This is a genomic window from Nocardia caishijiensis NBRC 108228, from assembly GCF_001612825.1.
In the GTDB taxonomy this organism is placed as follows: domain Bacteria; phylum Actinomycetota; class Actinomycetes; order Mycobacteriales; family Mycobacteriaceae; genus Nocardia; species Nocardia caishijiensis.
In genome coordinates this window covers 38,682-60,285 of sequence record NZ_BDBE01000026.1, presented here as the reverse complement: position 1 = coordinate 60,285, position 21,604 = coordinate 38,682, and the positions used below count along the sequence as shown (strand labels likewise).

Annotated in this window: 21 protein-coding genes; 6 read left to right on the top strand and 15 right to left on the bottom strand. The window is 69.9% G+C overall.

Features of this window, described 5'->3' with window-relative positions; genetic code table 11:
• Positions 1-22: 22 nt before the first annotated feature.
• Positions 23-874: a dimethylargininase gene (gene ddaH / locus NC7_RS10425; protein WP_067981388.1), complete on the bottom strand. Its 852-nt coding sequence runs from the start codon at positions 872-874 to the stop codon at positions 23-25.
• Positions 875-1,003: 129 nt separating this feature from the next.
• Between ddaH and NC7_RS10420 the strand changes: the two genes are divergently transcribed.
• The 4 genes from NC7_RS10420 (at position 1,004) to NC7_RS10405 (ending at position 4,451) form a co-directional block, all read left to right on the top strand.
• Complete coding sequence (locus NC7_RS10420; RefSeq protein WP_067981387.1) at positions 1,004-1,441, top strand: Lrp/AsnC family transcriptional regulator; 438 nt, start codon at positions 1,004-1,006, stop codon at positions 1,439-1,441.
• Positions 1,442-1,490: 49 nt separating this feature from the next.
• The gene (locus NC7_RS10415; RefSeq protein ID WP_067981386.1) at positions 1,491-2,126 is read left to right on the top strand and encodes a precorrin-8X methylmutase; all 636 of its coding nucleotides are present in this window, start codon (positions 1,491-1,493) and stop codon (positions 2,124-2,126) included.
• On the top strand, positions 2,123-3,817 hold the full coding sequence (gene cobJ / locus NC7_RS10410) for a precorrin-3B C(17)-methyltransferase (protein WP_067981385.1): 1,695 nt from the start codon (positions 2,123-2,125) through the stop codon (positions 3,815-3,817). The genes NC7_RS10415 and cobJ overlap by 4 nt, the downstream gene beginning before the upstream one ends.
• A gap of 91 nt (positions 3,818-3,908) precedes the next feature.
• Positions 3,909-4,451, top strand: a complete 543-nt coding sequence (locus tag NC7_RS10405) for a PadR family transcriptional regulator (RefSeq protein WP_067981384.1) — start codon at positions 3,909-3,911, stop codon at positions 4,449-4,451.
• Positions 4,452-4,453: 2 nt separating this feature from the next.
• Here the strand turns inward: NC7_RS10405 and NC7_RS10400 are convergent, their stop codons facing one another.
• From NC7_RS10400 to dprE2, 3 genes are all read right to left on the bottom strand, one after another.
• A complete protein-coding gene (locus tag NC7_RS10400) occupies positions 4,454-5,206 on the bottom strand; it encodes a cobalt-precorrin-6A reductase (RefSeq protein WP_067981383.1) in 753 nt (250 codons plus the stop codon).
• Between the two features lie 501 nt (positions 5,207-5,707).
• Positions 5,708-6,943 carry a bifunctional cobalt-precorrin-7 (C(5))-methyltransferase/cobalt-precorrin-6B (C(15))-methyltransferase gene (locus tag NC7_RS10395; protein WP_067981382.1) on the bottom strand — a complete coding sequence of 412 codons (1,236 nt, stop codon included), beginning with the start codon at positions 6,941-6,943 and terminating at the stop codon, positions 5,708-5,710.
• An 88-nt stretch (positions 6,944-7,031) separates the two neighbouring features.
• Entirely contained in the window at positions 7,032-7,787 is a 756-nt protein-coding gene (gene dprE2 / locus NC7_RS10390) for a decaprenylphospho-beta-D-erythro-pentofuranosid-2-ulose 2-reductase (RefSeq protein WP_067981381.1), read from the bottom strand.
• Positions 7,788-7,909: 122 nt separating this feature from the next.
• On the opposite strand from dprE2, the gene NC7_RS10385 reads away from it, so the two are divergent.
• Positions 7,910-8,308, top strand: coding sequence for a PPOX class F420-dependent oxidoreductase (locus tag NC7_RS10385; RefSeq protein WP_067981380.1), 399 nt, complete (start codon positions 7,910-7,912; stop codon positions 8,306-8,308).
• Between the two features lie 11 nt (positions 8,309-8,319).
• On the opposite strand, the gene NC7_RS10380 is transcribed toward NC7_RS10385, so the two are convergent.
• A complete protein-coding gene (locus NC7_RS10380; protein ID WP_067981379.1) occupies positions 8,320-9,447 on the bottom strand; it encodes a M24 family metallopeptidase in 1,128 nt (375 codons plus the stop codon).
• 153 nt (positions 9,448-9,600) lie between these two features.
• On the opposite strand from NC7_RS10380, the gene NC7_RS10375 reads away from it, so the two are divergent.
• Entirely contained in the window at positions 9,601-10,575 is a 975-nt protein-coding gene (locus NC7_RS10375) for a 5'-3' exonuclease (RefSeq protein WP_067981378.1), read from the top strand.
• Between the two features lie 79 nt (positions 10,576-10,654).
• Here the strand turns inward: NC7_RS10375 and NC7_RS10370 are convergent, their stop codons facing one another.
• The 10 genes from NC7_RS10370 to NC7_RS10325 all read right to left on the bottom strand — a co-directional run bounded on the left by NC7_RS10370 (position 10,655) and on the right by NC7_RS10325 (position 21,593).
• Positions 10,655-11,398 (bottom strand): DUF4333 domain-containing protein, encoded by a 744-nt coding sequence (locus NC7_RS10370; protein ID WP_067981424.1) that lies wholly within the window; start codon positions 11,396-11,398, stop codon positions 10,655-10,657.
• Positions 11,399-11,486: 88 nt separating this feature from the next.
• Entirely contained in the window at positions 11,487-14,189 is a 2,703-nt protein-coding gene (locus NC7_RS10365) for a DEAD/DEAH box helicase (protein WP_067981377.1), read from the bottom strand.
• 3 nt (positions 14,190-14,192) lie between these two features.
• Positions 14,193-15,146 carry a twin-arginine translocase subunit TatC gene (gene tatC / locus NC7_RS10360; protein ID WP_067981376.1) on the bottom strand — a complete coding sequence of 318 codons (954 nt, stop codon included), beginning with the start codon at positions 15,144-15,146 and terminating at the stop codon, positions 14,193-14,195.
• Positions 15,147-15,241: 95 nt separating this feature from the next.
• Positions 15,242-15,511 carry a Sec-independent protein translocase subunit TatA gene (gene tatA / locus NC7_RS10355; RefSeq protein WP_067981375.1) on the bottom strand — a complete coding sequence of 90 codons (270 nt, stop codon included), beginning with the start codon at positions 15,509-15,511 and terminating at the stop codon, positions 15,242-15,244.
• Positions 15,512-15,603: 92 nt separating this feature from the next.
• On the bottom strand, positions 15,604-16,632 hold the full coding sequence (locus tag NC7_RS10350; protein ID WP_067981374.1) for a 2-dehydropantoate 2-reductase: 1,029 nt from the start codon (positions 16,630-16,632) through the stop codon (positions 15,604-15,606).
• Positions 16,629-17,609 carry a helix-turn-helix transcriptional regulator gene (locus NC7_RS10345; RefSeq protein WP_067981373.1) on the bottom strand — a complete coding sequence of 327 codons (981 nt, stop codon included), beginning with the start codon at positions 17,607-17,609 and terminating at the stop codon, positions 16,629-16,631. The genes NC7_RS10350 and NC7_RS10345 overlap by 4 nt, the downstream gene beginning before the upstream one ends.
• On the bottom strand, positions 17,606-18,601 hold the full coding sequence (locus NC7_RS10340; protein ID WP_084458309.1) for a helix-turn-helix transcriptional regulator: 996 nt from the start codon (positions 18,599-18,601) through the stop codon (positions 17,606-17,608). Before NC7_RS10340 ends, NC7_RS10345 begins: the two co-directional genes overlap by 4 nt.
• Positions 18,602-18,665: 64 nt before the next feature.
• Complete coding sequence (locus NC7_RS10335; protein WP_067981372.1) at positions 18,666-19,028, bottom strand: VOC family protein; 363 nt, start codon at positions 19,026-19,028, stop codon at positions 18,666-18,668.
• Positions 19,029-19,186: 158 nt separating this feature from the next.
• Complete coding sequence (locus NC7_RS10330; protein ID WP_067981371.1) at positions 19,187-20,683, bottom strand: long-chain-fatty-acid--CoA ligase; 1,497 nt, start codon at positions 20,681-20,683, stop codon at positions 19,187-19,189.
• Between the two features lie 289 nt (positions 20,684-20,972).
• A complete protein-coding gene (locus NC7_RS10325) occupies positions 20,973-21,593 on the bottom strand; it encodes a thiolase family protein (RefSeq protein WP_307613593.1) in 621 nt (206 codons plus the stop codon).
• Between the last annotated feature and the right edge of the window lie 11 nt (positions 21,594-21,604).

The window sequence follows — 21,604 nt, the reverse complement described above, 5'->3', positions numbered from 1 at the left end:
AGCTCACCGCTCCCCGGCCCGTTCAGGACCTCGGCGTGTGCAGTTCGAGGACGCAGCACTTCACGCCGCCACCACCTTTGCGCAGCTCCGACATGTCGACCTGCACCGGCACGAAACCCCGCTCACGCAGGGCCGCGATCAGCTCGGTCGCACCCGGGTCGAGGAAGACGTGGCGGCCGTCGCTGACTCCGTTGAGGCCGAACGACAGCGCGTCGGCCTCGGTGGCCAGGATCGCGTCGGGATAGTGGGCGGCCAGGGCCGCGCGGGCAACGGGGCCGAACGCACCCGGGTAGTAGGCGACGGTGGTGGCGTCGAGGCACATCAGCGCGGTGTCGAGGTGATAGAAGCGGGGGTCGATCAGCTCCAGGGACAGTACCGGCAGGCCGAAGAACCGTGCGACCTCCACATGGGCCGGTTCGGTGCAGCGGAAGCCCCGACCGGCCAGGATCCGATCCCCCGCGAACGCGAAATCACCCTCGCCCTCGTTGGTTTCGGCCGCCACCGCCAGTTCACGTAACTCGCGCGCCGCGAACCAGCGGTGAAACGCCGGGCCCTCCGGTTGCCGCTCGGGATGGGCGAAACGCGCCGACAACGCGCGTCCACCGATCACGATCGCGCTGTTGGCGGCGAACACCATGTCGGGCAGGCCCGGCTCACCCGGGACCGTCTCGACCGAATGCCCGTACTGCTCGAGCAGCGCGCGCAGGATCTCCCACTGCGACAGCGCCCGCGCCCGGTCCACCGGCGCCGCCGGGTCCATCCAGGGATTGATCGCGTAGGTGACTTCGAAGTGGTCGGGTCGGCACATGACGAAGCGGCGCGGGGTGGCCACCCGCGCCGGGGTCGAGGAGGGAAGGGGAAGGACGGCGGTCATCAGGACTCCCGGTGGCTGCGCGGCGCGAATCGACATCCCGACGGTAAATGTCGTGACGTTGCGCGGGTAACACCGATTCATTGCGCGTATCGATGGGATGATGGCGATTTCTTGCGTGAGAGGACTTCCATGGACGATATCGACCGCCGCATCCTCGCCGCCCTGCTGAAGAACGCTCGCGCCACCTTCGGCGAGATCGGCACGACCGTCGGTTTGTCGGCGCCCGCGGTGAAGCGGCGGGTGGACAAGATGGTGGCGGGCGGGCAGATCACCGGGTTCACCGCCCTGGTCAATCCGGCCGCGCTCGGCTGGACCACCGAGGCGTACGTGGAGGTGTACTACCGCGACAACATCTCCCCCGCCGAACTGCGCCGAACCCTGGAACCGATTCCGCAGGTCGTCGGAGTGTGCACCATCGCGGGCGAGGCCGACGCGCTGGTGCACGTGATGGCCACCGACATGGCCGAGATCGAGGTGACCGTGGAACGGATCAGGGAGAACGCGCGCGTCGGGCGCACCAGGAGTTCGCTGGTGATGTCGCGCATCCTCGAGCGCCCACGCACCTGAGCCGACCGCGCCGAACACCACGTCGCGGCCAGGTTCTAGGGTTGTGCGCATGTCCGACGTGCGCACCAGCTACCTCACCGACGGGGCCGAGATCTATCGGCGCTCGTTCGCGACCATCCGCGCCGAAGCCGACCTCGCCGGTTTCCCCGCCGATGTCGAGCGCGTGGTGGTGCGGATGATCCACGGGTGCGGACAGGTCGACCTGGCGGACGACATCGCCTACACCACGGGTGTGGTCGCCGCCGCGCGCGCCGCGCTGCGGGCGGGCAAACCGATCATCTGCGACGCCAACATGGTCGCCTCGGGCGTCACCCGCAAGCGGCTACCCGCCGACAACCCGGTGCTGTGCAACCTCTCCGACCCCCGGGTGCCCGAGCTGGCCGCGAACATGGGCAACACCCGTTCGGTCGCCGCGCTCGAACTGCTGCGCGCCGAACTCGACGGCGCGGTGGTCGCCGTCGGCAACGCCCCGACCGCGCTGTTCCACCTGCTCGACATGCTCGACGCGGGCGCACCGCGACCCGCCGCGATCATCGGCATCCCCGTCGGTTTCATCGGCGCGGCCGAATCCAAGCAGGCGCTGATCGACTTCGGCGGCATCGAATATCTCACCGTGCGCGGCAGGCGGGGCGGCAGTGCCATCACCGCGTCGGCGCTCAACGCGATTGCGAGCGAACAGGAATGAGCGGCACACTCTGGGGCATCGGCCTCGGCCCCGGCGATCCCGAGCTGGTGACGGTGAAAGCGGCCCGGCTCATCGGCGCGGCCGACGTGGTGGCCTTCCACAGCGCCAGACACGGGCGCAGCATCTCCCGGGGGATCGCCGAGCCGTACATGCGGCCCGGCCAGATCGAAGAGCACCTCGTCTACCCGGTGACCACCGAGACCACCGACCACCCCGGCGGGTACCAGGGCGCGATCGACGAGTTCTACGAGCAGGCCGCCGCCCGGCTGGCCGCTCACCTCGCCGCCGGTCGCGATGTCGCCCTGCTCGCGGCCGGTGACCCGCTGTTCTACTCGTCGTACATGCACATGCACCGCCGCCTGGCCGACCGGTTCCGCGCCGAGATCGTCCCCGGCATCACCTCGGTGAGCGCGGCCTCGGCCGCACTCGGTACTCCGCTGGTGGAAGGCGAACAGGTACTCACGGTGCTGCCCGGCACGATGCCCGTCGACGAACTCACCGCGCGGCTGCGCGAGACCGACGCGGCCGCGATCATGAAGCTGGGGCGCACCTTCCCCGGCGTGCGGCAGGCGCTCGCGGACGCCGGTCGCCTCGACGACGCCTACTACGTCGAACGGGCGAGCAGCACCCGTCAGCGGGTGCTCGCGGCCGCCGATGTCGACGAGGCCGATGTGCCGTACTTCTCGATCACGCTGGTTCCCGGGCCAACCCCGACCACCGGGGTCGCGTCCCTCGTCGGCGCCAAGCACCGCGGCGCGCCGACGTACACGTCGGAGGCGGCGACCGTCGCCGGGCAACGCACTACGGCGGCTGCTGCCGACACCCAGGTACCCACCCTCGGCAGCCCGCTCCTCGCCACGCCGAGTACGGCAGAAGGCACCGAACACCACGATGCGCTCGCCCTGCGGACCGAAACTAGTCCACGCGTCGAATCGGTGAGCGCAGCAGGCGAAGTCGTCGTTGTCGGCCTCGGGCCCGGCGCGGCCGACTGGACCACACCGGAGGTCACCGCCGCGCTGGACGAGGCGACCGATCTCGTCGGCTACACCACCTACATCGACCGCGTCCCCGAGCGGGCCGGTCAGCGCAGGCACGCCAGCGACAACAAGGTCGAGTCCGAGCGCGCCGCGATGGCACTCGACCTGGCCAAGCGGGGCGCGCGGGTGGCCGTCGTCTCCTCCGGCGATCCCGGCGTGTTCGCGATGGCGGCGGCCGTGCTCGAGGTTTCGGCCGAACCGCAGTTCAAGGACGTACCGGTGCGGGTACTGCCCGGGCTCACCGCGGCCAACGCGGTGGCAAGCCGGGTCGGTGCGCCGCTCGGCCACGACTACGCGATGATCTCGCTCTCCGACCGGCTCAAACCGTGGGAGGTCGTGGCGCAACGACTTTCGGCCGTCGCGGCGGCGGACATGGCCATCGCGATCTACAACCCGGCCTCCTCCCAGCGGCGCTGGCAGGTGGGCGCCATGCGCGAGATCCTGCTCGTCCACCGCGACCCGGAAACCCCGGTGGTACTCGGTCGCGATGTCGGCGGCCCGACCGAGTCGGTGCGGGTGGTGACGCTGGCGGAACTGAACCCCGACGAGGTCGACATGCGCACCTTGCTCATCATCGGCGCCTCCACCACCACGGCTTTCGACACGCCGGAGGGGACCCGCGTTTTCACCGCGCGCCGCTACGAGCACGCCTGAGCACGACACGCCGCGACACGGGCCGTTTTGGCGCGACCTCCACCCTGGCCTAACATTCCACATAGGAATGTAGTTCGAAGGGAGTTGACCGTTGACCGACACCGCGACTCGACGCCGCCCACTGAACTCCACCGCGGCCTCGCTGCTGGGGTTCCTGCACGAGGGTCCGATGTCGGGCTGGGACCTGGCGACCCTGGCCCAGCAACGCATCGGCGATTTCTGGACCATCACCCAGAGCCAGGTCTACCGCGAACTCGCCACGATGGACACCGCGGGCCTGGTGACCAAGGGTGAGCGGGGCGCGCGCGAGCGCATCCCCTATCGGATCACCGAGACCGGGCGGGAGGCGTTCGCCGAATGGATCGCGCGCGATCCCGGTGCCGAGACCATCCGGGTGCCACTGCTGCTCACCCTGTCGTTCGGCGAGCATCTCGATCCCGCGCACCGCGACCGGATCATCAAGGCCAACCGCAATATCCACCAGGACCGACTCGATCGCTATCTCGACGAGGACGCGGGCGCGCTCGCGCCGCATCAGCGCGCAACCCTCGAATTCGGGATCTCCTACGAACGTGCGGTCCTGGAGTGGTTCGACCAGCTGCCCGCCGTCTTTGCCGAGCAACCGCCGCGCTGAGCTCAGGAAACGCTGTGCGCGGTCGCGAGCCGCAACCAGTCGAGAGCAGCGCCCACCTCGTCGACGACCTCGGCGCCCTCGGGCAGGGGTGGGCGTTCGATCATGACGACCGGCACGCCCGCGGTGCGCGCCGCGGCGATCTTCGCCTCGGTCTGCGCGCCGCCGCTGTTCTTGGTGACCAGGACGTCGATGCGATGACGCGACATCAGCACCAGCTCCTCGTCGAAGGTGAACGGCCCGCGCGCGAGCAGCAGTTCGTAGCGGGGCGGTAGGGGGCCGGTCGGCGCGTCGATCGACCGGATGACAAAACGCTGTCTGCGACAGCCGGTGAAGGCGCCGACGCCTTGACGGCCGATGGTGAGCAGCACGTTCTCGCCCCGGTCGGCCAGGGCGGAGGCGGCACCGGCCAGATCCGGCACGCGCGTCCACAGGTCGCCCCGGCGCGGCACCCACTGGGGGCGGCGCAGGTGCAGCGCGGGCAGGCCGAGGTCGGCGGCCGCGGTCGCCGCATGGGAACTGACCTGGGCCGCGAAGGGGTGGGTGGCATCCACGACGGCATCGATCCGGTTCTCGCGTAGCCAGGTTCGGAGGCCCTCGACACCACCGAATCCACCGATACGCACCGGGCCGACCGGCAATCGCGGGTTGGCGACCCGTCCGGCCAGCGAGGAGACGATGTCGACTCCACGCTCGCCGCACGCCAGGTTCGCCAGCTCACGAGCCTCGCCCGTACCGCCGAGGATCAGAACTCTCAGGACTGCCCGCTGACGTCGTCCCGGTCAGGGGTGGTCGACCTGGTGCACCGCATACAACTCCGTCCATCGAAATCGAGGCCCCGAGTTTTGCCCGGGCCGCGCCCGACCATACCCCCGTTGAGGAAGTGTTACACCTTCGGTGCATAACTTTCTGGGTGAGCTTGCAGATGCACTCACCGATGGTCCGTGATCTGGTCGTGATCTGTCCGTGATCGGTCGAGCATGGATATGGACGGTTGACCAGCACGTTCGCCGTCGGCGGCGACCTCAGCCGTCCGCGCCGTTTCCCACGCCCGGCACCGGTTTCGAGTCCGGCAGCGGCACTGGGCGATTGCCCAGCATCTCGATGCCCTGGCGGGCACGAGGTGTCGCCGGGCGATGTCCGGCCGGTGGGGTGCGAGGCCACGCCAGGACTGAACAGTCGCGGCCACCCGCCGGGCGTAAAGGAGCAAATTCGGGGCGCACACCCTCTGACATCGTTATGCGAGGGCAGGTGACTCGTCAGGAATTGCCGAACGGCTTGACGACAATCCACTGTGCCACCGGGAGCTGTGGGCGCCACGCCGTGAACCCGCCGAGCGGCTCGCCACGGTAGATCTGGAATTTGCGCAGGACGCCACCGTGGCGCCCGCACCAGGCCAGCAGCAGCGCTTCCGACTCGGCCGTGACCGCATTGGCCACCAACCGCCCACCCGGCCGCAGGCGTTGCCAGCAGGCGTCGAAAACGCCGTCCTGGGTGAGACCCCCGCCGAGGAAGACCGCATCGGGTGCCGGGGCGCCGGTGAGGTCCTCGGGAAACGCGCCGCGCACCGCGACGGCGGGCACACCGAGCGCGTGCGCGTTGGCGGCGATCTGCTCGCGACGGGCGGGCAGGCGTTCATAGGTGACCGCGCGACACGCGGGATGGGTGCGGCACCATTCGATCGCGATGGTGCCCGAGCCACCGCCCACGTCCCACAGCAGTTCGCCGGGAGCCGGGGCGAGGGCGGTGACGGTGAGTGCGCGGACCTCGGCCTTGGTGAGCTGGCCGTCGCCGGTGAACGAATCGTCGCGCAAGCCGGGCATTCTCGTGCGGCGGGGGTGGTCGGGGTCGGCCACGCAGTCGACGGCACAGAGGTTGAGCGGGTCGCCGGGCGGGTGCGGCCAGTCGTCGGCCGTGCCGGTGAGCAGACGCTCGCGCTCACCGCCGAGCTGTTCGAGAACGGTCAGCGTCGAGGCACCGAAACCGTTGTCGCGCAGCAGTTCGGCCAGTGCGACGGGGGTGGTTTCGTTCTCGCTCAGGACCAGGAGGCGACGGCGGTCGGCCAGTTCGGGCAGCACTGTGGCGAGCGGCCGGGCCACGACGCTCACGACCGGGGTCTCGGCCAGGGGCCAGCCGAGCCGGGCGCAGGCAAGCGATGCCGACGAGGGCTGCGGGTAGACGTCGAGGGCGCCGGGTCCGACGAGGCGAGCCAGGGTGACGCCGATGCCGTAGAACATGGGGTCGCCGCTCGCGAGCACCGTGAGGCGCCGATCATGGTGGCGCGCAAGCAGTTCCGGTAGGGCGGGCAGCAGAGGTGTCGGCCACGGAACCCGCTCGAAGTCGCCGTTCGGGAGGAGCGACAGTTGCCTGCGCGACCCGAAAACGACTTCGCTGTCCTCGACGACGGTTTTGACCCGCTCCCCCAACCCTGCCCAGCCGTCGGCGCCGATACCGACCACCCTGATCGGTGCGCCTGACCTCGCGGCAGCGGTCATCGGATCGCCCTCCCCGTCCGAGGAGAGAGCGGGATCGGCACAACCGCCCCGGCTGCGTCGACGGCATGCTGGGCGACCAGTGTGGTGGTCACCGTGGCATCCGGCGCCAGATCGATTGCGGCAGCAGGCGCATCACGAAGAACGCCACGGCGAGACGGCCGGGGATCGCGACGCGGGTCACGCCCTTGCCCAGCGCGCGGACCACGCCGTCGGCGACCTGATCGGGAGTACTCGCCGCGGGTGCGGGCGTCATCCCCTCGGTCATGCGGCCGATGACGAAACCCGATCGGACGAGCAGCAACTGGACGCCGGTGCCGTGCAGGGCGTCGCCGAGGCCGCTGGCGAAACCGTCCAGGCCCGCCTTGGCCGAACCGTAGACATAGTTCGCGCGCCGCACCCGCACGCCCGCGATGGAGCTGAACACGACGATCTGACCGCTGCCCCGCACCCGCATCAGATTCGCGAGCGTGGTCAGGACGCTCACCTGGGCGACGTAGTCGGTGTGCACGACGGCGACCGCGTGGTCGGGGTCCTGTTCGGCGCGGGCCTGGTCGCCGAGCACACCGAAAGCCAGGACGGCCGTGGCGATGCCTCCGTGTTCGGCGGCGATCTTCTCGAGCAGGGTGGCGTGCGACGCGGTGTCGTCGGCGTCGAATTCGACCGTGTGCACCGCGGTCGCCCCGGCCGCGCGCACCTGGTCGACCTCGGCGGCCAGCGCGTCGGAGCGGCGGGCCGCGAGGATCACCACCCGATCGGGCGCCAGCCTGCGCGCCACTTCCAGCCCGATCTCACTGCGCCCACCCAAAACCAGAACCGGCCCCCGGTTCGCCTGCTGCTTACCCATGCGCCCAGTCTGTCATCCCGGATCACCGCCACCACCGGGCCGTCCCCCGATCACGAAGCGCGATCGCCTGGGTGTAGCGCCCGCCGACCGGGCGCGCGTGGTGACGGACTAGCGTCGAATCCATGCCCACCGCGACCACACAGCTCTCCCCCGCCGCCCTCGCGTTCGTCGCCGAGCGGCACCTGGCCACCCTCACCACCCTGCGGGCGAACGGCACACCCCACGTTGTCGCCGTCGGGTTCACCTGGGACGCCGACAGCGGCATCGCACGGGTGATCACCGATGGCGCGTCGGTGAAGGCCCGTAATGCCGCGCGGGGTGGGTACGCGGCGGTCAGCCAGGTCGACGGGGCGCGGTGGCTCACCCTCGAAGGACCGGCCACCGTGCTGACCGAGGCCGACGACGTCGCCGAGGCCGTTCGCCGCTACACCGAGCGCTACCGGGTGCCGCGCGAGAACCCGACGCGGGTGGTCGTCGCGATCCAGGTGGGCCGGGTGCTGTCGTCGAGCACGCTCAAATAGCTTGTGGCCGCTTACAGCACGGTGAGGCCGTGCGGGCGCTGGTTCATGGACTCCACGCCGTCCTCGGTGACGACCACGATGTCCTCGATCCGCGCGCCCCATTGCCCCGGGAAGTAGATGCCCGGTTCGATACTGAACGCCATGCCCGGCTCGAGCACCAGGTCGTTGCCCGCCACGATGTAGGGCTCCTCGTGCACCGACAAGCCGATGCCGTGCCCGGTGCGATGCACGAACGCATCGCCGAGGCCCGCGTCGGCCAGCACGGTGCGGGCGGCGGCGTCGACGGATTCGGCGGTGACACCGGGGCGGACCGCAGCCACCGCAGCCGCCTGCGCCGCCTCGAGCAACGCCATCCGCTCGCTGACCTGCTTGCCCGGCTTGCCGAGTACATAGGTGCGGGTGGAATCGGAGTAGTAACCGGGCGCCACCGGACCACCGATGTCGATCACCACCACATCACCCTGTTCGATGACGCGGTCGGAGAACAGGTGGTGCGGGATGGCGCCGTTCGGGCCGCTACCGACGATGACGAACTCCGCCTCGGTGTGCCCCTCCTCGCGAATCGCCGCCTCGATATCGGCATGCACCTCGGCCTCGGTGCGGCCCGCCCGCAAGAACTCGCCCATCCGGGCGTGCACACGGTCGATCGCGGCGCCCGCACGGCGTAAGGCGTCGATCTCGGCCTCGTCCTTGATCATCCGCGATCGGCGCAGGACGGGAGTGGCCGAGGACGGCAGCCCCGTGGTCTGCTCGGCCAGCGGAATCAGGTGCAGGGCGGGCATGGCGTCGGCGACGGCGATGCGGGAACCGGCGTGCAGGGTGGAACGGACCAGCTGGTACGGGTCGACGCCGTCGACCCAGTCGAGGATCCGTAGACCCAACTCCGCGGCCGCCGAGCCGTCGAGCGCGGCGAGTTCGAGCTTCGGCACGATGATCGACGGGGTCGCGCCGTCGGCGGTGATCACCAGGCAGGTGAGCCGTTCGAACGATTCGGCATCGGAACCGACGAGGTACCGCAGGTCGGGGCCGGGGGTGATGAGCAGGGCGTCCAGATGCGCCGCGCGCATCAACTCCACCGCCCGCTCGAGCCGCTGACCGTAGACATCCGCCGCGAACCTGGCATTCGTGTGCGCGCTCATAGTCTCCGACGTTACCCGCCGCGCCGCGTGACGCGCAGATTCGCCCGCACGACGTGCGATCCCGGGCGAACGCACCACAACAGCCGCCGAGCGCGACGGCCGACGCGGCACCGATCTCGCTCACCTGTCGGAGCCACAGGGCACAATCACCGGGTGACCGTTGCCGAGAGCACCCGTGGACCCCTGTTGATCCTCGACGGCGCCAGCCTGTGGTTCCGCGCCTACTACGCGATCCCCGACAAACTGCGCGGCGCCGACGGCCGCTCGGTGAACGCGGTGCGCGGCTTCACCGACATGGTCGCCTCGCTGATCACCAAACACCGGCCGAGCAGGCTCGTCGTCGGACTCGATCTGGACTGGCGCCCACCGTTCCGGGTGGCGCTCGTGCCGTCGTACAAGGCGCACCGCCTCGACACCAGCAGCACCGCCGCACCGGGCGCCGAGGAGGTGCCCGACACCCTCACCCCGCAGGTGCCGATGATCCTGGACGTGCTCGCCGCGGCCGGGATCGCCACCGGCGGTGCCGAGGGGCTCGAAGCCGACGACGTCCTCGGCACTCTCGCCCACCGCGAACGCACCGATCCCGTGGTGGTCGTCAGCGGCGACCGCGACCTGCTGCAACTCGTCCGCGACGACCCGGCACCGCCGGTCCGGGTGCTCTATGCGGGGCGTGGCCTGGCCAAGGCCGAGTTGTACGGGCCCGCCGAGGTGTCCGCGAAATACGGTGTGCCCGTGGTCAACGCGGGGCCCGCCTATGCCGATATGGCCACCTTGCGTGGCGACGCCTCCGACGGGTTGCCGGGTGTGGCGGGCATCGGCGACAAATCCGCCGCCCAGCTCATCTCCCGGTTCGGCTCCCTCGACGCCCTGATGGCGGCCGTCGACGATCCCGCTTCCGATCTCGCCAAGGGCGTACGGGCCAAACTCGTTGCCGCACAGGACTATCTGAAGGCCGCCGCACCGGTGGTCCGGGTGGTCTATGATGCCGACGTCGAACTGTCGGGACCCGACGCCCTGCCCGAGGTTCCCGCCGACCCGGAGCGGTTGCGCGAACTCGCGGCCGCCTACAACGCCGAGAGCCCGATCACCCGCCTGATCACGGCACTGACCGCCGCGCACACCGCGTGAACGACGCCGGACCGCCCGCAGGGTGTGCGGGCGGCCCGGAAACCACCTGGCGGTAGGCTGAGAACTGCGGTACGACAGCCTAGTTGGGGCGGCCGACCTCGTAGGTACCGTCTTCCTTCGTGATCTTCACGGTGACCTTCTTGTCCTCACCGCTGACCTTCAGGTCACAGGTGAAGGTCGCGTCGACCTCGACCTTCTGACCCGACGGGCACGACACGTCGGACACGTCGGCGATGCCGTAGGACTCCGTCAACACGGAGGAGACGCCGTTCTGCACCGCCGACTGGTCGAGTTCGTCGGCCGAGAACACGACGAGCAGCAGACCGACGACGGCGGCCACCACCAACACACCGGCCACGACGAGGCCGATGATCAGGCCTTTGCCCTTGCCCTTACCGGCGGGACCCTGCTGGCCCTGCTGCGGCTGCTGACCCCACTGCTGCTGGGGCTGCTGGCCCCACTGCTGGGCGCCCGCGCTCTGCTGAGCGTTCCAGTCCTGCGGCGGCGGCTGGGTCTGACCCCACTGCTGCTGCGGGCCGGTCGGCTGCTGGGGCTGCGGCTGCCCCCACTGCTGCTGGGGCTGCTGCGGCTGGCCCCACTGCTGCTGGGGTTGCTGCTGGGGCTGACCCCACTGCTGCTGGGGCTGCTGACCGGCGTTGGGGTCACCCCACTGCTGGGTGGGCTGTGCGCCCTGGGGCGGCTGTGCCGCACCACCCCAGTGTTGGGTTGGACCGGCGCCACCAGCCCCCTGCTGACCCCCCCAGTGCTGGGTGGGATCGTTGCTCCCCTCCCCTGGGCCGTTCGGTCCGTACGGGCCGCTCATCCACTCGCCTCCACTCGCATAGTTGTACACACGGTAGCCCCCCGCGCCAGGCCGGCTACGCCAGGAAATCAAATCACAGACGAAACATCTACGCGGCGTCCACCGCGACGACACCCCGTCGGATGGCACGCACGGCCTTGGCCGCGGTGCTCGCGATCTCGGGATCGTCGGCGGTGTTGTGGATCTGGTCGAGCAGATCGATCACCTGCCTGCACCAGCGCACGAAGTCGCCCGCCGACATCACGCTGCTCTGGTCGCCGCTGGCCAGCAACGCCTCGGCCAACGCGTCACCGCGCGCCCACTTGTACACCCCGTTCACGAAGCCGAGATCGGGTTCGCGGGTGGGCGGCAGCTTGTGTCTTGCCTCGTCGGACCGCAGCTGCGCCCACACCTCGATGGTCGCGGCGACCGCGCGCCGGATGGGATCGGTCGGGCCGTGTGCGGTGAGCAGACCGGACTCCTGCCGCGATTCGTACACCAGCGCGGACACCACTCCGGCCAGTTCGGCAGGGCCGAGACCGCGCCACAACCCCTGCCGCAGACATTCGGCGACGACCAGATCGCTTTCGGCGTAGACACGGGCCAGCCGCCGCCCGTCGGGTGTCACCTCGCCGTGCTCGACGAAACCGCGTTCCTCGAGCAGCCCGACAATGCGATCGAAGGTACGCGCGAGCGAATTCGTGGTCGCGGCAACCTTCTGGCGCATCGACTCGGTCTCCCGGGCCAGCCGGACGTAGCGTTCGCCGATGCGGCTGAGCTGTTCACGATCGGGCCTGCTGTGGGCGGGGTGGGCGCGCAGGCTCCGGCGCAGGGTGGCCAGCTGGCGGTCCTCACCCGCGCGGGTGTGGTCGTTGCGTCTGCGCCTGCCGCGGCCGGGCGCCGAGATTCCGGTACCGCGCAGCGCCGACGCGAGGTCGCGGCGGATGCGGGCGGTGCGGTGGTCGACTCGACGCGGCAATCGCATGTGCCCGAGTGCTTCGGCGGGCACCGGGAAGTCCGCGGCGGAAACCCTTCCGGCCCAATGGTCTTCGGTCAGCACCAGGGGACGAGGATCGCCAGGGGTCTGATCGGGTTCGAGGATCACCGCGAGTCCCGCCCGCTTGCCCGACGGGATGGCGACCACATCACCGCGCCGCAACTCGATCAGGGCGCGCACGGCGGCGCCGCGCCGGTCGGCCCGGCCCTGCTGCTGGATGTCGCGCTCGCGCTGCTTGATCCGGTCCCGCAGCGACAGGTACTCCATGAAGTCACCGTCGACGCCGCCGAGCTGGCTCTCCAGCTTGCGCAGCGCGCCCTGGTTCTTCTCGATACCGCGCACCAACCCGACCACCGATCGGTCGGCCTGGAACTGGGCGAAGGATCGTTCCAGCAGGTTGCGGGCGTCTTCGGCACCCATGCGGTCGATCAGATTGATCGACATGTTGTAGCCGGGCCGGAAGGAACTGCGCAGCGGGTAGGTGCGGGTGGAGGCCAGACCGGCGACCGCGCTGGTGTCGACCTCGGGCTGCCACAGCACCACCGCGTGGCCTTCGACGTCGATCCCGCGCCTGCCCGCGCGACCGGTGAGCTGGGTGTACTCGCCGGGGGTGAGCTCGGCGTGCGTCTCGCCGTTGAACTTCACCAGGCGCTCGAGCACCACCGTGCGGGCGGGCATGTTGATGCCGAGCGCCAGGGTCTCGGTGGCGAACACGGCGCGCACGAGGCCCTTGACGAACAGTTCCTCCACCGTGTGCCGGAAGGCGGGCAGCATGCCCGCGTGGTGCGCGGCGAGGCCGCGTTGCAGCGCCTCACGCCACTCCCAGTACCCGAGCACCTCGAGGTCGGCCTTGGGCAGGTCACCGGTGTGCTTTTCGACGATCTCGTCGATGACGTCGGCATCACCCGGGCGGCTCAGGTCGAGCCGGGCGCGCAGGCACTGGGCCAGCGCGCCGTCACAGCCCGCCCGGCTGAAGATGAACGTGATGGCGGGCAGCAGACCTTCCTCGTCGAGGCGGGCCAGCACCTCCGGGCGCGGCAGCGGCCGGAAATTACCCCGGCCGCCGCGACCGCGCGGACCGCCGTAGCCGTGCATGCGGTCGCTGGCCTCACGCTGACGGATGAACCGGACCAAGTCCTCGTCGACGACGACCTTCTGGTCGCTGGACTTCGTGTCGAACAGGTCGAACATGCGTTTGCCGACCATCACGTGCTGCCACAGCGGCACCGGCCGTGTCTCGTCGACCACCACGGCGGTGTCGCCGCGCACGGTCTCCATCCACGCGCCGAACTCCTCGGCGTTCGACACCGTGGCCGACAAGCTCACCAGGCGCACGTCCGGCGACAGATGCAGGATCACTTCCTCCCACACCGCGCCACGGAAGCGGTCGGCCAGGTAGTGCACCTCGTCCATGACGACATACGACAGTCCACGCAGCGCGTCGGAGGAGGCGTAGAGCATGTTGCGCAGCACCTCGGTGGTCATCACGACCACGGGCGCGTCGGGGTTGACGGACTGGTCGCCGGTGAGCAGGCCGACACTGTCGCGGCCGTAGCGGGCGGTGAGATCGGCGAACTTCTGGTTCGACAACGCCTTGATCGGGGTGGTGTAGAAGCACTTGCCGCCCGAGGCAAGGGCCAGATGAACGGCGAACTCGCCGACGATGGTCTTACCCGCCCCGGTCGGCGCGCAGACCAGGACGCTGTGCCCCTCCTCCAGCGCCTCGCACGCGGTGCGCTGGAAAGGGTCGAGGTCGAACGAGATTTCGCTGGCGAACTGCGCCAACTCGCTGGTCCGCGCGGGAGAATCGGTCACATCTCAGAGCGTATCGGAGTAGTCCGACACCGGGCGCTCTGTTTTTCCCGCCTCCTCGACAGGCCCGCTCGGCGCGACCGGGTCGGGTGTGCCCAGCGGCGATGCCTCGTCGTCGGACAGCGCGCCCAATCCCTCGGCCGCCTCCCGCCTGGCCCGGCGCGCGTCGTTGAACCGGGCGAACTGGACCGCCAGCTCGAACAGCACGGTCAGCGCCAACGCCAACGCCAGCATCGAGAACGGGTCCTGCGGGGTGACGATCGCGGCGAAGACGAACAGACCGAACACGATGCCGCGTCGCCACGCCTTGAGCTTCGCGTACGGCAGCACACCGACGAGGTTGAGTCCGATGACGACCAGTGGCGTCTCGAAGCTGACACCGAAGATGATGAGCAGCTGGATGATGAACCCGAAGTACTGCGTACCGCTGAGCGCGGTGATCTGCACGTTGTCACCGATGGTGAGCAGGAACGACAGGGCGTGCGCGACGACGACGTAGGCGAGCACGGCACCGGTGACGAACAGCACCGAACCCGCACCGACGAACCCGAAGGCGTACCGGCGTTCCTTCGCGTAGAGGCCGGGGGTGATGAACGCCCACAGCTGATACAGCCAGAACGGCGCGGCCAGCACGACGCCCGCGGTGAAACCGACCTTCAGGCGGAGCATGAACTGCTCGAAGGGGCCGGTCGCGAGGAGTCGGCAGGCACCGTCGGGGGTGAGGCTGGCGCGGGCGGAGGCGGGCAGCTCACAGTAGGGGCCGCGCAGGATCTCACCGAGGCTGTCGAGACCGAAGAGCGGCGTCGCGTACCAGAAGAAGCCGAGCAGGGTGGTGACCGCGATGGCGGCGAGGGCGAGCAGCAACCGGGTGCGCAGCTCCTGCAGGTGCTCGACCAACGACATGGTGCCGTCGGGATTCGTCCGGCGCTTGCTGCGCCGTGGATCGAACGGGATGCGCATGGTTGGTGTGGCCTCTAACCCTCGGATCGGCGGATGCTCGGCAAACAGCACAGCGCCCCGGAGCGGCCGCTACCGCCCCGGGGTGGATGGGTGAGTCAGAGCGTCTTGTGCTGCGGCTGCGGCTGCGCGGCCGGGGTGGCCTGGGCCTGCGGGGCCGAGGCGGGCAGCTGCTGCTGCGGCGCCGGGTCGGCGGCGGGCGCGGTGGTCGACGCCGTGGACTCGGCCTGCATCTGCCCGACCTCGCTCTTGAAGATCCGCAGCGACCGGCCGAGACCGCGCGCCGCGTCCGGCAGCCGCTTCGCACCGAAGAGCAGGACGAACAGCAGCGCGATGATCAGCAGGTGCGACCAGCTGAACGTTCCCATGATCAGTTACCTCCAAAGACTGTGGTGATTACCGATGCTACCTGTGCCCGGACGTTCGCGGACCCGAGGCCGTGGAGGTGTTCGCCACCCGTTCAACGGGCAACGGCACGGGCGGCGGCGGTCAGTTCGGCGAACAGTCGACTGCCGGTGAAGCGTCGGTCGTCACCGGCTTCGGCGGCTCGGATCAGTTCGACGAGCCTGCGGTTGACCGGGGTCGACCGCCCGACCATCTCCCCGAGGCGCACGATTTCCCCACACAGCCAAGCGATTTCGGTGCGCTTTCCCCTGGCCAGGTCGTCGGCCATCGATGAGCGCGCCACCGGGTCGATGGCGAGCACGCGACCGAACACCCGCCGGAACAGCGGGTCGGGAACGCGCAGCAGGTGCACCATCAACTCCGGCGGCACGGGGGTGAGCTGAGCGGGCCGAATTCGCGCAGTGTTCATCACCGCGAGGGCTTCGGACTGGGTGAGGGCGAGGCAGCGCCGGTAGTCCCGGTCCGACAGTTCCTCGCGCAGCGGCTTGCCCGAGAGCGCGTTGATCGGGTTGTTGAGGTTGAGCAGGAGTTTGGCCCACTGCACGGGCCGCAGGTCGCGGTGGCGACGCAGCGGCAGCCCGGCGTCGCGGAACCGGGCGGCGAAACGATCGACGACCGGGTCGTCCTGGATGGCCAGAACGCCGTCACTGGCCCGGTGGAACCGGCCCTCACCCCGGTACACCACGTTGAACATCACCATTGCGGCCAGCACCACACTGGTCGGCAGGATCTCGCGGATGACGGTGTCGTTGCCGATGCCGTTCTGCAGGCTCACCACCGGGGTGCCGGGGCGTAATCGTCCCGCGACGGCGCGCGCGGCGGCAGCGGTGTCGGCGGACTTCACGGTGACCAGGACCAGGTCGGCGCGTTCGGGTTCGTCGGGCGCCAGGGCCAGCCCGAACCGGTCGGGGCCCACCTCGGTGGCGCCGCCGTCGAGGTCGGTCAGGCGCAGACCGTGCTCGGCGATGTCGTCGAGCACACGCTGACGTCCGACGAAGATGACTTCCATGCCCGCCGCGGCCAACTGACCACCGACGAAGACCCCGACGCTACCCGCGCCGAGGACGAGGACTCGCTGACTCACGCGGGTTCGGTCTCCCCCACCAGTCCGGCCGCCGCGTAGGCGGCCAGGGCGGCGTCGGCGCGCTCCCGCACCGCCGTCACCAGCTCGGGCGGTCCGAGCACGCTCACCCCGGTGCCGAATCCGAGCAGCAACCGCGCCATCCAGTCGGGTGAGGCGAACCGCATACCCGCCTCGATACTGCCGTCCTCGCGCGAGCGGATGCGGTGCATCGGGTACTGGTCGAGCACCCAGGCGTAGTCCGCGCGGATGCGGAGACGGGCCAGGGGTACGTCGGGATCGTCCTGGAACAGGTCGAGCGCGGCGGCGTCGGCGGCGGCATGGCTCGGCGGGTGTGCCCGTTCGTCCAGTTCGGTGGCGTCCTCGATGCGGTCGAACCGGAACAGCCGAACACCTTCGGCCTGACGGCACCAGGCCTGCAGGTAGCTGTTGTTGTCGACGAGCACCACCCGAATGGGGTCGACGACGCGTTCGGAGACCTCGTCGCGACTGGCCGAGTAGTACACCAGGCGCAGGGCGTGCGCGTCGGCGAGGGCGGCGCGCACGGTGGCCACGACCGGACGTTCGACGGGCACCCGCACGGGCGCGCGGGACACATCTCCGCTTCCCGCGATGGCGGATTCGATCTTGGCGATCGCGGCGTGCGCGGCGGTCGGGTCGACCATGCCCGGCATCTCGACGATCGAGCGCAACGCCACCAACAGGGCGGTGGCCTCGGTGGAGGTCAGCCGCAGCGGACGTTCGATACCCGCCGAGAAGGTGACCTCGATGCTCTCCTCGGAGAACGACAGGTCGATGAGGTCGCCGGGACCGTAGCCGGGCAGCCCGCACATCCACAGCTGGTTGAGATCGCTCATCAGCTGCTTGGTGGTGACGCCGAGCTCGGCCGCGGCCTCGGCGGCGCTGATACCAGGGTGCGCGAGCAGATACGGCACCATGTTCAGCAGGCGCGAAAGTCGTAGGGACAGCCGCGAACTCACGATGTCACCTCCGTGTGGTCCAGCACCGACCGTAGCCGGTTCATCACGTCGGCGCGCAGTTCCGGTGGATCGAGGACGAGCACGTCGGGGCCGAGTCCGGTGATGAGCCGGGCCACCCAGTCGCGCGAGCGCACCGGAACCTCGAGCACCTCGCCGGGGCGTCCGCCCAGGTCACGGGTGTCGACCTCGGTGCCGATGCGGCGCAGTTCGCGGCCGCGACCCTTGGCGACCCACACGGTGGCGGTCCCGGTGACGGGCGCGTCGCCGGTGACCCGGTCGACGATGGCGCGCAGGTCGGCGTCGGCCGGTTTGTGCACCGCGTTGACGGGCCCGTACGCCTTCACCTCACCGCCGATCCGGGAGAGCCGGAACGTGCGCACCGCGTCGCGTTCCCGGTCGTGGCCGACCAGGTACCAGCGGCCGTGGCGGGTCACCACGCCCCACGGTTCGACATCGCGGGTGACGAACGGGTCGGTGACGGCGCTGTGATGCCCGAACCGCACTGCCTGTCCCGCGTCGATGGCGGCGAGCAGTTCGCGCAGCACCGGTTCGGAACCACGGGTCCGGGCGGGCACGGCGGGCACCGAGACACCGACGTTGTCGGTCTCCACGGTGACCCCCGCCGCCCGCAACTTCAGCAACGCCCCCTCGGCGGCACCGGCCAGTTCCGGCGAGGCCCACATCTGCACGGCGACCGCGACGGCCGCGGCCTCTTCGCTGGACAGGTCGATATCGGGCAGTTCGTAGGCGTCGCGATTGATCCGGTAACCCTCGAGTGTCGAGAAACGTCCCACCGGGCCCACTTCCAGCGGGATGCCCAGATCGCGTAGTTCGTTCTTGTCGCGCTCGAACATCCGACTGAAGGCCTCGTCCGTCGCGGACTCCTCGTAACCGGCCACGCTGTCACGGATACGTTCCGCACTCAGGAACTGCCGGGTCGACAGCAGCGCGATGACCAGATTCATCAGCCGCTCGACCTTGGATATCGCCACCCGATAGAGGGTAATGGTCGAGGGCATGGGCTCGCGCGTCGGCGCACGATTCCGCCGACGGACCTCAGGCGCCGCCGATGACCAAGCAGAACGGGTGCCCCGCCGGGTCGATGAGGACACGCCACCGATCCGGTGCCGGTTGCACCTCGGCTCTGGTGGCGCCGAGCGTCAGCAGCCGGGCCTCGCCTTCGTCGAGGTTCGGGACCGCGAAATCGAGGTGGCACTGCTGCGGTGTCTGCTGTCCCGGCCACTGCGGTGGGCGGTAGTCGGCGACGCGCTCGAAGCCGAGTGAGACTCCGTTCGGTCCGGTCAGCTCGATGTACTCGGGATCGGAGTCGGGGCTGCGCTCGAACCCGGTGGCCCGCGTGTAGAACTCGGCGAGCGCATCCGGGTCGGGACAGTCGATCGTGACGGCGGCCAGCTTCATCCCTGCCTCCTGCATCGATGGCGAGAAGTACCTGCCCTCCGAGCGTGGCACGACGAGCGGCTTCTCGCCACCGGTTTGCCAGGTCAGCGACCACCGGCGCGGATCTCACCACGAAAACAGAAGGGACCCTGTGTGATCGCGCCGACACGTCATGGCAACTATTGTTCCCCGGAACCGAAGCGCTGTCGCAATTCCCGCTTGAGCACTTTGTGCGTCGGCCCGAGCGGGAGTTCGGTGACGAACTCGACCCGACGCGGGTATTTGTACTTGGCGACCCGGGATCTGGCGAATTCGATCACCTCCTGCTCGCTCACCGCGCCGTCGGGGACGACCACGGCGACGATCTCCTCGCCGTAGTGCTCGTCGGGCACCCCGATGACCGCCGCCTGGGCGATGCGTGGATGCCGCGTCAACGCTGCCTCGACCTCCGTCGGGTACACATTGAAACCACCGCGCAGGATCATCTCCTTGATCCGGTCGACGATGCGGATCCGGCCGGTCTCGTCGCGCGTGCCGAGGTCGCCGGTGCGGAACCAGCCGTCGATCACGGCGGCAGCGGTCGCCTCCGGCTTGCCGGTGTAGCCGTTGAACACGTTGTGCCCGCGCACCACCACTTCCCCGACCTCGCCGACCGGCAGCAGCTCGATGCGATCGGCGATGTCCGGGTCGGCGATCTCCACGTCGACACCCCATACCGGGTGCCCGACGGTGCCTGCCTCGGTGCCGTACACCGGCTGGTTCACCGCGGCCGTCGGTGAGGTCTCCGACAGGCCGTACCCTTCGAGCACCGGTGCCAGGAAGAGCCGTTCGAACTCCTCGAGCACGGACACCGGCAGTGCGGCACCGCCGCTGACACAGAGCTTCAGCGCGGGGAGCCCGGTCGCGGTCGCGGCGGCCTCGATCAGCGACAGGTACATGGTCGGCACCCCGTGGAAGAGGTTGACCCGTTCGGCCGTCATCAACGCGATCGCCTGCGCCGCGTCGAATCTCGGCATCAGCACCAGGGTGCCGCCGACGCGCCAGTGCGAGTTCATCGACACGGTCTGCCCGAACACATGGAACAGCGGCAAGGCGCCGAGGGCGATGTCGTCGCGGTGGATCTCGTTGGCGTCGAAGGTGTTCACCGTCGCGCACATCACCATGTTGAGATGGCTCAGCTCGGCACCCTTGGGGGTGCCGGTGGTGCCGCTGGTGTAGAACACCACGGCCGTGTCGAGCGGCCCACGCGCGACGAAGTTCGGGATCGGTTCGCCGACAAGGTCTTGCGGCGCCACCACCTCGATTCCAGCGGCCCGCGCGGCCTCACCGCCGGTCTGCGCGACCATCGGGTGGCAGATCAGCAGGCGGGCGCCGCTGTCGCGCAGGACGTATTCCATCTCCGGCGCGGTGAGCAGCAGATGCACCGGCACCACCGTCGCACCTGCGGCCAACACAGCGAAGTAGGCACGTGGGAAGTCGGCGGTGTTCGGGCACAGCAGCGCCACCCGGTCCCCGGGTTTCACACCACGCGCGATCAGCGCGGCGGCCTGCGCGCGGGCTTGTCGCCACAGATCGGCGAAGGTGATGCGGTGTTCGCCCTCGATCAGGGCGAGGTGCTCGGGGCGGCGGCGTGCGGGTTCGGCGAGGATGCTCGCCAGGGAGAGGGTGGCGTTCACGGGTGCTCCTGGGTTCGACGGCGTCGGCGAGGTGTTGTCCGAACCCGCTGGTGCGAGCGGACATGGTTGGCGGTGACGGGCGAGAGATCGACTCCGACCCGGTCGGGACCTTCATGGATGGCGGGTGCGGACGTCGAGTCGCACGACGGCGGCCGATATCGAGGCCGCTCAGGCAGCCGGTGTCACCCGGGTCGGGCAGCTGCGCGTGACGACCGGGACGTTTCGTCCGGTGCGGGCGTGTCGCGGGCGCGATCCGGATGGCGCGAGGTTCGGCCGTTGTACAGGCCGGTCACCGGTGCAGGTGGACAACCAGACCTTGGCCCACGCCGACGCACAGGGTGGCGATCGCGTAGTGCGCGTCGCGTTCGGCCAGTTCGAACGCCGCGGTGAGTGCCAACCGGGCGCCGCCGGCGCCGAGCGGATGGCCGAGGGCGATCGCCCCGCCGGTCGGGTTGACGTGCTCGGCGTCGTCGGGCAGACCGAGCGCCCGCACCACTGCGAGCACCTGCGCGGCGAAGGCCTCGTTGAGCTCGACCACGTCGATGTCACCGATGCCGAGACCCGTTCGGCCGAGTAGCTTGCCGACCGCTGCAACCGGACCGATGCCCATCGTGCGCGGCGGCACGCCCGCCGCCGCGACCGCACCTACCCGGGCGAGCGGGGTGAGACCGTAGCGGTGTACGGCGGCTTCGGAGGCGAGCAGGACCGCCGCGGCACCGTCGTTGACGCCCGAGGAGTTGCCCGCGGTGATCGACCCGCCCGCCACCACCGGTGGCAGGGCGGCGAGCTTGTCGGCGCTGGTCTCGCGCGGATGCTCGTCGCGCTCGACGACGACCGGTTCGCCTCTCCGCCGCGCGACCGGGACCGGCCGCCTGATTGGCGCAGCCGACGACCACATCGTCGACGGCAACCCAGTCCACC